This is a genomic window from Roseateles sp. P1_C1_2 (assembly GCF_056406535.1).
The window spans coordinates 96,757-109,481 of record NZ_JBFUAB010000009.1; the positions used below are offsets into that span (position 1 = coordinate 96,757).

Sequence of the window (12,725 nt, forward strand, 5' to 3'; positions counted from 1 at the left end):
CCCGCACAAGCCCTCAAAGCGCGCCAAAGGCGGTGGCCTGGGCCAGCGTCAGCAGGCCGCGGGGCGAGACCGCATCGGCGGGGAAGAGCGCCATGCCAAGCTCGATGCCCAGGCTGTAGTCACGCCCACCCACGTGGAAGGGCTCGCTCATCAGGGTGACCAGGCTGCGCGCATGGGCTGCCGCCTGCTCGGCCTGGTCCAGGCGGGTCTGCACGATGGCGAACTGGTCGGCCGAACTGCGCGCGACGATGTCGGACTCGGCGCTGGCCTCCTTGAGCCGCACGGCCACCTGGCGGGCCACCGCGTTGGCGATGTCATCCGGCAGCGCGGCCAGCCCCGCCAAGCGCAGCACATAGACGGCGAGGTCGACGCCGTCACGGGTGGCGCAACGCGAGACCTGGTCCAGACGCTCGTGCAGGGCTTGCTCGTTGAAGAGGCCGGTCAGGCCGTCGCGCAACTGCACGGCCGGCTTGTCGTCCAGCGTCGCGGGCAGCGTCACGGCGTACTCGGCGAGGTCGTCGAACAGCGTCTCCAGGCCGCTGGCCTTGTCGTAGAAGGCGTCGGCGCCGGCGTCCAGGCAGGCACGGCGGTAGGCGTCCACGTCCTGGGCCGTCAGCACGGCGATATGGCCGCCGTAGCCGGCGCGGCGCAGCTGCGTCACCAGGCTCAGGCCGCTGCCGGTGGCCAGGGACAGGTCCAGCAGCACGACGTCGGGCTGGGTCCACTGGATCAGCGCCAAGGCCTGGCGTTCGCCACCGGCCTCGCCGACGACCCGCATGCCCGGCATGGCGTCCAGTCGGCGCACGAGCAGGCGACGGATGGAAGCGGAGTCTTCGACGAGGAAAATGTTCATGGACGCAATCTTCAGCTTGCGTCGGTTTTGTCGGCAGCGGGCGATGCCAGCAGCGCAGCAGCGGAATTGCCGCGACGTCGTGTAGGGAGATTGCCTACACGCCCGCACAACGCGTTAGAGCTCTGTCAACCCGTGCTGCACGCAGTATTTGGTCAGCTCGGTGTTGTTGGCCCAGCCGGCCTTCTCGAGGATGCGGGCCCGGTAGCTGCCCACCGTCTTGACCGACAGATGCATGGCTTCGGCGATCTGGGCCGGGGTCTGGCCGGCGGCGATCAGCAGCATGACGCGGTGCTCCTGCGCCGACAGCTGCTCATGCGGCAACGCATCGGGCGCCTTGCCGCCGAGCAGGCCGAGCAGGTGGTCGGCCATGGCCGCCGTGACGTAGCGCCCGCCTTCGGACAACCGACGCAGCGCGGTGCGCAGCTCCTCCGGCGCGCGGTCCTTGGGCAGATAGCCCGCGACGCCCATCTGCATCAGCCGCGCGGCATAGGCGGCTTCGGCATTGAGGCTGAGCACCAGCAGGGGCACCCCTGGCAGCACGCGCAGCAATTTGCTGGCGCCTTCGGTGCCGCGGGAGTCGGGCAGGGACAGGTCCAGCGTGACGAGGTCGGGCCGCGCGGCGGCGATGCGCGTCAGCGCCTCGGCAATGGTCGGCGCCTCGTCGATCTGGGCATCGGGCCACTCCTGCAGCACCAGCTGGGTGATGCCCATGCGCATCAGCGGGTGGTCATCGACGATGAGCAGTCTCACAACCAGGCCTCCTCTTCCTTGGCTGCCGCAACGGCCGGCAGGGCCGGCTCCAGCGGCAGCCAGACGCGCACGCAGGTGCCGGCGCCGGGAGCAGGCCCGAAGTCGAAGCTGCCGCCGGCCAGCTCGGCGCGCTCACGCATATTGCGCAGGCCGGCGGCGTCGGGCCGCGTGTCGCCGGGGCCGCGACCGTCGTCGACGACCTCGAGCTCATAACCCTCCCGTGCGCCGACGGCCAGGCTGCGTCCGGCCACGCGCAGCGTGCGCGCCTGGGCATGCCGAAGCACATTGGTGCAGGCCTCCTGCACGATGCGGAACAGCGGGCTGGCCTGCTCGGGCGGCAGCAGCTCGGCCTCGCCGAGATCGAGCTTGGTGGTCAGGCCGGACTGGCGCGCCAACGTCTGCAGATAGTGGCCCAGGGCCGCCTCCAGGCCGAGTTCATCCAGCAGCGGCGGGCGCAGCTCGGCCGAGATGTGGCGGGCCGCGCGGATGGCTTCGTCGGCCATGCCCTGCAGTTCGTCCACCAGCGGCTCGCTGCGCGGCGCCAGCCTAGCGCGCAGCGACAGCGTCAGCATCTTGATGGCCGTGCCGACCTGGCCGACCTGGTCGTGCACCTCGCGGGCGAGGCGGCGGCGCTCGGCCTCGATGCCGCGGTCCATCTCGACGGCGAAGCTGCGGATGCGCGCCAGCGCCAGGCTCAGCGCCTCGGTGCGCTGGGATACCTGCTGTTCCAGGCCGGCATTGGCGTCGCGCAGCGCCGCCTCGGCCACATCGCGCAGGCGGCGCTCCCGCAGCATCAGGGCCACCGCCACCGCCAGCGTGAGGAGGCCGACGCCGGGCAGCAGGCGGGTCAGCCGCGTCGTGCGCTGGCGCACGGCCCGGGTGGCCTCGTCGGCCGTGGCCACGCGGCGTTGCTGCTCGCGGCCGAGTTGCTCGATCTGGAAGCGCAGTTCGTCCATGACGCGCTTGCCATCCACATAGGCGCTGAGGTCCCGCGTGACGGTGCTGCCCTCGCCGAGGCGGCGCGCGACGGTCTGCCGGGCCTGGGCCAGCCTCTCGTCGATGAGGGCGTCCAGCCGGGCCAGCGTCAACGCGTCCGAGCCCTGCTGCGGCAGACGCTCGCGCAGGCCGGCGCGCACGGCGGCGAGCTCGCCGAGGGCTTCCTCATAGGGACGCAGAAAAGGTTGCTGGCCCGTGATGATGAAGCCGCGTTGGCCGGTCTCGATGTCGACCAGCAACATCAGCAGGTGCTGCAGTTCGGTCTGCGTGCGCAGCGCCTGGCTGCGCTCGGCGTCACGCTCCAGCAAGGCCGCGAGGCTCTGCGAGGCGCCCACGGCCGTGCCGACGAAGGCCAGGAAGGCCGCGACCAGCAGGCTCAATGGAAGCCAGGAATAACGCATGCACGACCCGCAACACGCCACAAACCGGGAGATCGCTGCGGGCGCCGCGCGATGGCGACAACCAGCCCAAGCCACCCCCGCACTGGGCCGCCCGCCAGCGTCTGCAACGCGCCGGTCGGGCGATGGGCCCTAGGCTAGGGCTGCCGTGGTGGGAAAGTCAAGCCGCGGTGTTGCCGCATGCAACGGCGGCGTTAGCAAGCCACAGGCTCAGAACAGCTCGACGTCGCTGAGCTGCTGGGCGGCTTCCTGGATCACGCCGCTGGCCACCAGGGCCGCATAGTTGTGGACCTGGTTGCGGCCATGGCCCTTGGCGTGATAGACGGCCTTGTCGGCGCGCTCGAAGGCGCCCGCCGGGGAGTCGCCGGCGCGCACTTCGGTGAAGCCGATGCTGACGGTGATGCGACCCACCTGGGGGAAGGCATAGCGCTCGGTGTTCACGCGCAGGCGCTCGAAGGCCTCGCCGGCGTGGATTTCCTCGTCGCAGCGCATCAGCACGACGAACTCCTCGCCACCGAAGCGATAGAGCATGTCGTGAAAGCGGAAGGAGCCGCGCATCAGGCGCGACAGCAGCAGCAGCACCTCATCGCCGATCAGGTGGCCGAAGCGGTCGTTGACGGACTTGAAGTGGTCGATGTCGATGACGCCGAGCACATAGTGCGGCGTGGCCGTCTCGTGACGGCGATCCTCGGCCTCGTGCTTCACGTCCGTGCGCGTCGGGATGTCCGACAGCACCTTCAGGAAGCTCTCGTCGAAGGTCTTGCGGTTCAGCAGCCCGGTCAGGGTGTCGCGCTCGGAGTAGTCGAGCAGGCCCTGGAAGTTGTGATAGATCCGCAGCACGCTGCTGACCATGCGCTGGGCCCCCGTGCCGAGGCGGCGCGTGGACAGGATCTCGATGACACCGATGACGTCGCGGTCGGTCGCGATCGGGAACAGGTAAAGCCACTGGCCGCCCTGGGCCACCTGCGTCACGCTACGGCTGCGCATGGCCTCCAGGCGCAGCGGGTGGTCGACCACCTTGGGCAGGGCCGCCGGCTTGGCCCACAGCGGGTCGGCCGACGCGACGGCGTCACCCGCCCGCAGATGGGCGCGGGTCAGCCAGCGCTCGTCACCCGGCTCACCGACGCTGCGGTAGATCGCGACCGACTCGGGCTCGAGCAGGTCACGCAGCGCCATGACCAGGGTGACGTCCATGACGTCACGGTCACGGAAACCGGTCAGCTCTGCGAGGTGGTCGACAACCTGTGACATGGATGAGATCAGGCCGCGGCGGCCTGCTGGGTGAACTGCTTGATCAAGCCGAGCAGGTATTCCTCATCGTAGGGCTTGCCGAGGTAGTGGTCGACACCCAGTTGAGCCGCGTAGTCGCGGTGCTTCTGGGCGATGCGCGAGGTGATCATGATGACGGGCAGCGCCGCCAGCCGCGAATCGGCGCGCATATTGCGCACCAGGTCGAAGCCGTCCATGCGCGGCATCTCGATGTCGGACAGCACGACCGACGGCAGTTCGTCGCTCGACAGCTTCTCCATCGCATCCAGGCCGTCCTTGGCCAGCATGACGCGCAGGCCGACACGCTCCAGGAAGCGCTGGGTCACGCGACGCACCGTCAGCGAGTCGTCGACGACCAGCACCAGCGGCGCCTGCGTGACCGTTTCGACGACGGACACGACCTGCTGCGTTGGCACCTGGCCCTGCGCGATGGCATGGGCCGCTGCCAGGCGGGCCTGGGCATCCAGGCCATACCAGTCGGCGAGTGCGACGACGTTGTAGATCAGCGCGACCTCGCCCGAGGCCAGCAGGCTGATGCCCGCCAGGCCCGGCACGCGGTTGAGCTGGGCGCCCAGGTTCTTGACGACGACTTCCTGGTTGCCGATGACTTCGTCGACGTGCAGGGCCAGGGCCGATTGCGCCGTCTTCACCAGCACGACGTGGGTGAAGCGACCATGGACATGGCCGCGGCCGGCGTGGCCGAGCAGGCCGCCCAGCCAGTAGAAGGGCAGCTCGGCGCCGCCATGCTGCAGCTTGCCGGTGGCATAGGCCGCCTCGACCGCATCGACCGGCACGCGCTGCACGGACGCCATCAGCGCCGCGGGGACGGCGATGACCTGATCGGCGCTCCTCAGCAGCACGACCTGGGTCAGTGCCGTCGTCAGCGGCAGGCGCAGCAGGAAGCTGGTGCCTTGGCCGGCGGTGGACGTGGTCTCGATGGTGCCGCCGAGCGTGCCGACCTCGGCGCGCACGACGTCCATGCCGATGCCACGACCGCTGAGCTCGGTGATCTGGCTGGCCGTCGAGAAGCCCGGGGCGAAGATCAGGCGCTTGAGCTGGGCATCATCGGGCTCGGCATCGGCCGAGATGAGGCCGAGTTGCAGGCCGCGCTCGCGGATGCGGGCCAGGTTGAGGCCGGCGCCGTTGTCGGAGAAGTTCAGCAGCACTTCGTTGCCATGCTGGCCGACCTCGATGCGCAGCGTGCCGCTGGCGTCCTTGCCGGCTGCCGTGCGCGCCTCGGGCATTTCGATGCCGTGGGCGACGCTGTTGCGCAGCAGATGCTCGAAAGCGCCTGCCGTGCGCTCCAGCACCGAGCGGTCCAGTTCGGTCTGGCCGCCGCTGATCTCGAGCTTGACCTGCTTGCCGCTGTCACGCGCGGCCTGGCGGACGACGCGGTGCATGCGCTCGCCGATGGAGTCGAACTCCACCAGGCGGGTGCGCAGCAGGTCGTCCTGCAGCTCGCGCGTCAGCCGCGACTGGGCGGCCAGCTCATCTTCACCGGTCTGGACGTTGCGGCCCAGCGTGCGCTGCAGCGTGGCCACGTCGCCGACCGACTCGGTCAGCATGCGGGTCAGTTCCTGGAAGCGGGTGTAGCGGTCGAACTCCAGCGGGTCGAACTCGCGGCCGCCCTGCTGCGCCGCCTCTTGCTGGGCGTGCATCTGGGCCTCGGCCTGCAGATCCAGCTCGCGCAGCTGGGTGCGCAGGCGCTCCAGGTTGTCGTCCAGGTCGAGCAGGGCGCCCTTCATCTGGACCAGCTCGGACTCCATCCGCGCACGGCGGATGCTGACCTCGCCGGCCTGGGTGGCCATGCGCTCCAGCAGGCTGCCGCGCACGCGCACCAGGGCCTGGCCGATGGCGAGGTTGTCGCTGCCGGCGGCGATCTCGGCGGTGTCGGTGAAGCGGCTCCAGTCGATCTCGCGCGCCGGTTCGGCAGGCTTCTCGACGAAGGTCGACGCGACCGGCCGGACCGGGGTTTCGGCCAGCTCGACCACCGGGCGTTCGGCTTCGGGCGCCTGGGCAACGGGCAGCGGCTTGGCGGCGGGTGCAGGCGGCGGTGCGACGACGGCCGGCGCGGCCGGCATGGCAGCGGCGGACGCCAGGCGGCGACCCAATTCCTCGAAAGCGTGCTCGAGGGCGTCGCCCTCGTGCTGCAGGGCCTGCACCTGGCCATGGTCGGCAGTGCCGGCCCGCAGCAGGTCTTCAATGGCGGATTCGAGGTGGTGGGCCTGTTCGCCCAGGCGCATGGCGCCGGCCAGGCGGGCGCCACCCTTGAAGGTGTGCAGGGCCCGCATGCAGGCGTCGGAGCGGCCCAGCTCGCCCGGATGGGCCAGCCAGTCGCGCAGCGCGCCATGCAGTTCTTCCAGCAGCTCGCGGCCTTCTTCTTCGAAGATGGGGTAGAGGTCGGCCTCGATGTGGTCGGGCAGACCCGGCTCGGGCTCGTCCTCGGCCACCAGCAGCGGGGCCGGCTGGGGTTCGGGTTCGGGTTCCGGTTCGGGCTGAACCTCGGCTACGGGCTCGATGACCGGCTCGACAACGGGTTCCGCAACCGGCTCGGCAACGGCCTCGACGACCGGTTCGGCCACGTCGGCCAGATCGACGACGGATTCCGGCAGGTCGGCAGCGATGGTGACCGCCGAGTCCAGATCGCCTGCGAAGGTGTCGTGCAGGGCCGGCACGGGCAGCGCATCCAGGGCCGCGGCCGCCGTGTAGACCTCTTCCTGCGGCTCGTAGGCATGCAGTTGAGAGAGGACCTCGGGGTCGTTGGGCTTGAGGAAACCGGCAGCGAACTGGTGCAGCAGGCGACGGATGTCGTCGGCGGCGCGCACGAAGAGCTCGGCGTCGGCCGTCTCGTAGCCCACGGCGCGCTGGGCGCGGCTGAGGGTGTGCTCGAGTTCGCGGGCCAGGGCGGAGAGATCCTCATAGCCCACGGTGGCGGCATTGCCGGCCAGCGCGTGAGCCTGCACTTCGCAGCTCTGCGGCACGGGCTCATTGAGCTCCACGGCCCATTCGGCCAGGCCGACGGACAGCTTGCGCGACAGCTCGTCGGCCTCGTTCAGGAAGATGTTGAACAGCGCGATGCTGATGCGCAGCGGGCCGATGACCTTGAAGCCTTCGTCGGGGTCGACAGGCTCCGGCTCGGGTTCCGGCTCGGCGGCCGTGACCAGGCTGAGCGCCGGCGCGGCCGGCTCCTCGTCCTCGTCGAGCAGCTGGTGCATCGCCAGCGTGGATTCCTCCGGGCGGACCGGCGGCTCGCCAACAGGCTCGGCGACGACGATCTCGGCCTCGTCCAGATCCAGCACCACGCCGAAGTTGGCCAGCGTCGGCTCTTCGTCGGGCATGGCCGGCAGCGGCAGGGGTTCGGTCGGCGCGTGATCGGCATCGACCGCGCCGGCCAGCTCGGCAGGCAGTTCGGTCGGGTCCAGGTCCAGCGTGACCTCGGGCAAGGCGAGCAGGCCCTCGGCCTCGACCTGGGCCTCGTCGGCCGGCGCATCGAGTTCGAGAACGAAATCGGGCTCCAGCGCCGGCGTCTGCTCCATCTCGGCCGGCAGCGCGGCGACGATGGGTTCGGCTGCCGGTTCGGCCAAGGCCTCGGGGCCGCGCTCGTCGACACCTTGGGCCTCGACGGTCTCTGCGGTCAGCGGCAGGTACTGGCCGTGCAGGCGCAGGGAATCGGCGCTGAGGCGCACCGGGTCGGGCAGGCTGTGGCCTGGCTCCGTGCCGGCGATCTGGTTGCGCCAGTGGGCGAAATAGTCCAGCGCCTCGGCGGTGAAGCCCAGCAGGGCGGCGTCGGCCTGGGGATTGGCTTCGGCAAGGCGGGCGTTGTAGAGCTGCTCGCAGGCCCAGGCACCCTCACCGAAGGGGTCCAGCCCGACCATGCGGGCGCTGCCCTTGAGCGTGTGGAAGGCGCGGCGCACGACGGTCAGCTGGCCGTGGTCGGCCGGCGCCTCGCGCAGTTCGTCCAGCGCGGCTCGGGCATTGCCGATGACCTCGTCGGCTTCCTCGAGGAAGATCTCGCGCATCTCGGGGTCGTCGGCGACGCTGGGCGCGGGTGCAGGCGCGGGCGGCGGCGGAGCGACAACGGGGGCGGGAGCGGGAACGGCAGCCGGCTGCGACAGGTCGACATCCGGCAGGCTGAGGTCGGGCAGGTCCAGGCTGCCGAAGTCGACGCGCAGTGGCTGGGTGGCCTCGTAGGACGGCGGCGCGATCTCGGGCGATTCGTCRCCCAGATCGACGTGGAAGCCGCTGGCCTCGAAGCTGGGCAGCTCGACAGCGCCTTCGCGGCGGCCCATGACGGCGTCCAGGCGGCCGCTGGCATCGTCGAACTGGAACATGCGCTTGGCCAGGGCCGGCTGCACGCTCAGCATGTCGATCAGGAAGCCGAGGGCGCCGAGGTTGTTGGCCAGGCGTTCGAAGACGTCGCGCGCGCCGGGGCGGTTGAAGTCGATCTCGGTGTTGGCGAGGCCGTCGACCTCGTCACGCATGCGGACCGTGGCCTGGGCGGCCTGGTCCAGGCCCAGCACGCTGAGCACGCCGCGCATGGCCTGCAACTGGCCGGGCACGGGGATCAGCAGCGCACGCTGAGTCGGGTCGCGGAAGTATTCGTCGCACTGCTTCTCGACTTCCGAGAGGCTGGCGCGCAATTCGTGGACGACGCTGCCCAGGGTCTGGCGGTCGGAGACGCGGCGATACAGCTCCTCCATCCAGTCTTCGAGGGGCTCGGCCGGCTGGCCATGGGCCACGGCCTCGACGCGGCGCGCCAGGCGGCGCACGCGGTCGGCCTGCTCGGGCTGGTCGAAGGCGGCGTCTTCCAGCGCGGCTTCAACGTAGAGCAGGCTGGTGGCGATTTCCATCGCCAGTGCGGGCGGCGGTGTGCTGCGCGAGCGCAGCGTCGCGACGACGGCGCGCTGCAGCGTCTGGGCCAGCACTTCACCGCTGGGGAAGAGGCGGGTCAGCGAATCGGCCAGACCGGCGAACTGCTCATCCAGGCCGGCCAGGCGATGCTGGTCGCCCTCGGCGGCACTGGACCAGCTTTCCTTGGCCGACATGACGCGGCGCTTGGCCTGCACGACCCAGGCCGGGTCGATGCGACCGAGGCTGGCGTCCTCGTAATCGCCGCCATGCTCGTCGGTGAGGCGATAGGCCTCGTGCACGGCGGTCAGGCGCGGGCCCGCACCCCTGGCGACGCGGCACTGGGCGCAGAAGAACAGCAGGTCCTGGGCGAGGCGGTCGCGCGCCGGATCCATCTGGTCGCCGTGGCCGACGAGACGCAGCTCATGCAGCAGCTTGGAGCCCAGGCGCTTGGCATAGGCGTCGCTCGGGATCAGCTTGAGGGCCTGGCCTTCGAAGACGGCGGCGGCGAGCTGCCACAGCGTGCGCGTCGTGCCGGCCGGCAATGCAGCGGCCAGGCCGGCGCACAAGCCGGACAGATTGGCGGCATGCGCCGAACTGGGCTCGCGCATATGGCGCAGCAGCGCGGCCTCGAAGGGCGCACGCACGGCCTCGGGCGAACGCGGCAACACGCCGGCCTCGGGCGCGATGCTGCGCCAGGACCAGTCGTACTGCCAGAGATCGGCCGGATGGATGCGTTCGGCGCCGTTGAGTTGCTGCAGCGCGCGATAGCCCGGATAAAGGGCCAGCGACGAGGTCTTGTTGCCAGCCAGCAGGCGGGCGACATAGGCCAGCAGCGCGAAGTCGGCGCGCTCGATGGTGTCGACCGTGGTGGCCTCGACCTCGAGCGGGCGCTCGGCCAGGCGCGCGACGGCCGCTTCGGCGGCACGCAGCACGCTGGCGCCGGCCGGCAGGCCGACCAGCGACAGCACGCCGCTGACCTGGTGCAGCTGGGACGCGGCCTGCTGCAGCGGTGCGCTCGGCTGGGCGTCGCCGCCAAAGGCCGAGAGGCGGTTGTCGCCGCCGTCGCGCACATGGCGACGCAGGGTCTTGTGCACCGTCTCCAGGGAGCGGCGCAATTCCTCCTGCACCCAGGCCAGGGGGCTGAGGTCGGCCGGGAGTTCGGAGTCTCGCAGGGAGCTGTCCATGCGTTGAGGCTTTCTCGCTCGGTGCGGTGTGCTGTGGGGTCAGGGGCCGGTCAGGCGACCTTGAATCGGGACACGGAAGTGCGCAGCGCTTCGGCAGAGCGGGACAGCTCATGCACCATCTGGGCGGTAGAGCGCGTGCCCTCCGACGTCTGCTCGGTCACCGCGAAGATGTGCTGGATGTTGGAGGCCACCTCGTTGGCGTGCTCCGCTTCCGCTTGGGCCTGCGTCGAAATCTGTCCGATCAGATCGTCCAGCTGACGCGACACGCTGTCGATGTCTTCCAGCGCCTTGCCGGCCGCGTCGGACAGTTGCGTACCTTCCACCACACCGCGCGTCGAGCGCTCCATGGCGGCCACCGCGTCGTGGGTGTCGGTCTGAATGGTCTTGACCAGGGCCGCGATTCGCCGCGTCGCGTCGCCGGAGCGTTCGGCCAGTCGCTGCACTTCTTCCGCAACCACCGAGAAGCCGCGACCGGCTTCACCGGCGGACGCCGCCTGAATGGCCGCGTTCAGCGCCAGCACGTTGGTCTGTTCCGTAATGTCCGAGATCAGCTCCGTGATCTCGCCGATTTCCTGAGACGACTCGCCCAGTCGCTTGATGCGCTTGGAGGTCTCCTGGATGGAGTCACGGATGGTGTTCATACCGGCGATGTTGTTCTGCATCGCGGAGAGACCTTGCTCGGCAGCCTGCCGGCTCTGGCGCGCCACGCCGGCCGTCGTCTGCGCCTGCGCGGACACGTCGGTGATTCGACCCGCCATGCCGAGCACGGCCTCGCCGGTGGCGCGGATCTCGTGCAGCTGTTCCTTGGAGGCCGCCAGCAGGTCGGTGGACGTCTGGTCCACCGCGCCGGTCGTGTCCGTCACGCGGGCTGCCGTGGCCTGCACCTGGCCGACCAGGTTGCGCAGCTCTTCCACGGTGTAGTTCACCGAGTCGGCAATCGCGCCCGTGATGTCTTCCGTCACCGTCGCCTGTTGCGTCAAATCGCCTTCAGCGACGCTGGCCAGTTCGTTCATCAATCGCAGAATGGCGGCCTGGTTCGCGTCATTGACGCGCTTGGCTTCCTGCTCCTGGGCTTCGGCATCGCGGCGCGAGGCTTCAGCAAGCGCGGCGCGCTCGGACTGGTCGGCCACGAAGAGGCGCAGGAAACCGAAGGCACCAGCCACCAGGGCAATCAGCGACAGCACCATGAAGCTGATCAGGCCCCAGCCCGCGCCGCCCGACTTTTCCAGTTCGCCGGCGGCCTGTTCCAGGCCTTTGCGCAGCGGTTCGGAGTCGTTCAGGATGGCCGTCTGGGCTTCACGAGCCGACACCAGGCCCTGCAGGTTGCCCAGAATGGCGGAGGCTTGCGTGCGGGTCTGCTCGTACTGCTTGAGCAGGGTCTGCAGGCGTTCCTTCAGCTGCGGGTCACGCGCGGCGTTCAGGCGCAGCTCGGGGCTGCCGCTGATCAGCGCTTCGGTGATGAGCTTGAAGGAGTTCAAGTCCTTGCCCAGCAGGAACACGGCTTCGGGGCTGACGCCTTCCTGGGTCAGGAATTCGTTGGCGCTCTTGCCGATACGCTGGGTCAGCATGACAAGCTGACCGACCGCAGAAACTTCACCGGCGGAGGAGCCGATCTGCAGGGCTTGAGACGACACCGCTTCGGCGCTTTCCAGCAGGTCGCTGGACTGGCGGTTGATGGCGCGCAAGGCCTGGCCGACCTGGGTCAGGATCTTTTCCTGGGCCTGCACGACCTTGCCGTTCTTCTCGGCGCGCTCGACCAGGGGCTTGAGGGAATCCAGCGTCGGCTGCACGGCGGCCGGCGCGATCGCCAGATCACCCTCGCCGGTGCGCAGGTTGTTGACGACGCCGCTCAGGGTGCTGACCGACTCGCGCAGTTCCGCGAAGGCGGCCGGGTTGCCGACCAGGGCCGCGGACACGGACTTGGCCATACGCTGCGAATGCATCAGCGCCTGACCGGAGGCACGCACCTGGGCCGCGCTGCGGTTGGAGCTCGCCAGCACCAGGCTGACGGAGGCCGCCGTACCGACGAGGCCGAGAACCACGAGGCCGGTCAGCACGCGCTGACGGTGGCGGCCGAAGAGGTCGGTCAGTTTTTCGGCACCGGTGGCGGCCGCGGGCGGCAGCATGGTGGGATCGGCGGCTTGCGTCGTCGGCGCGAAGCTCATCGTGCTGCTGGGCGGGAACTCGCTGTTCGGGCCCGGCTCCGTCGGCACGGCCGGCGAAATGATGGATGGTGCCTCGGTGCGAGGGTAGATCTCGGTGCGGGCGGGGATCTCCACGCCGGCAAGCGTCGAGTCGGCATTGCGGGTGGCGTCGAAGCCGGCGCTACTGCGCGAATCGATGGTCGTGTCGACACCTTCCGGCGGCGGCAGCGTCAGATCATCGGCTTCGGACTTTCCCCTGATTTTGTCCAGCAGGCTCATC

General features: G+C 70.0%; 6 protein-coding genes. All 6 read right to left on the bottom strand.

What is annotated here, in order from left to right; genetic code table 11:
- Window positions 1-13: 13 nt before the first annotated feature.
- The 6 genes from AC1D2H_RS10600 to AC1D2H_RS10625 all read right to left on the bottom strand — a co-directional run bounded on the left by AC1D2H_RS10600 (window position 14) and on the right by AC1D2H_RS10625 (window position 12,724).
- Window positions 14-853, bottom strand: a complete 840-nt coding sequence (locus AC1D2H_RS10600) for a response regulator (protein WP_477930796.1) — start codon at window positions 851-853, stop codon at window positions 14-16.
- 114 nt (window positions 854-967) lie between these two features.
- The gene (locus AC1D2H_RS10605; protein WP_478010890.1) at window positions 968-1,603 is read right to left on the bottom strand and encodes a response regulator; all 636 of its coding nucleotides are present in this window, start codon (window positions 1,601-1,603) and stop codon (window positions 968-970) included.
- Window positions 1,600-2,979 (bottom strand): CHASE3 domain-containing protein, encoded by a 1,380-nt coding sequence (locus AC1D2H_RS10610; RefSeq protein WP_478010891.1) that lies wholly within the window; start codon window positions 2,977-2,979, stop codon window positions 1,600-1,602. Before AC1D2H_RS10610 ends, AC1D2H_RS10605 begins: the two co-directional genes overlap by 4 nt.
- A 228-nt stretch (window positions 2,980-3,207) precedes the next feature.
- Complete coding sequence (locus tag AC1D2H_RS10615; RefSeq protein ID WP_477930802.1) at window positions 3,208-4,248, bottom strand: GGDEF domain-containing protein; 1,041 nt, start codon at window positions 4,246-4,248, stop codon at window positions 3,208-3,210.
- Window positions 4,249-4,256: 8 nt separating this feature from the next.
- Complete coding sequence (locus AC1D2H_RS10620) at window positions 4,257-10,301, bottom strand: hybrid sensor histidine kinase/response regulator (RefSeq protein WP_478010892.1); 6,045 nt, start codon at window positions 10,299-10,301, stop codon at window positions 4,257-4,259.
- 50 nt (window positions 10,302-10,351) lie between these two features.
- Complete coding sequence (locus AC1D2H_RS10625) at window positions 10,352-12,724, bottom strand: methyl-accepting chemotaxis protein (RefSeq protein ID WP_477930806.1); 2,373 nt, start codon at window positions 12,722-12,724, stop codon at window positions 10,352-10,354.
- Window position 12,725 lies beyond the last annotated feature (1 nt).

What these genes read in the sequence shown, in the direction of transcription:
- AC1D2H_RS10600 (WP_477930796.1), bottom strand. Translation starts at nt 853, where the DNA reads ATGAACATTTTCCTCGTCGAAGACTCCGCTTCCATCCGTCGCCTGCTC.
- AC1D2H_RS10615 (WP_477930802.1), bottom strand. Translation starts at nt 4,248, where the DNA reads ATGTCACAGGTTGTCGACCACCTCGCAGAGCTGACCGGTTTCCGTGAC.
- AC1D2H_RS10625 (WP_477930806.1), bottom strand. Translation starts at nt 12,724, where the DNA reads ATGAGCCTGCTGGACAAAATCAGGGGAAAGTCCGAAGCCGATGATCTG.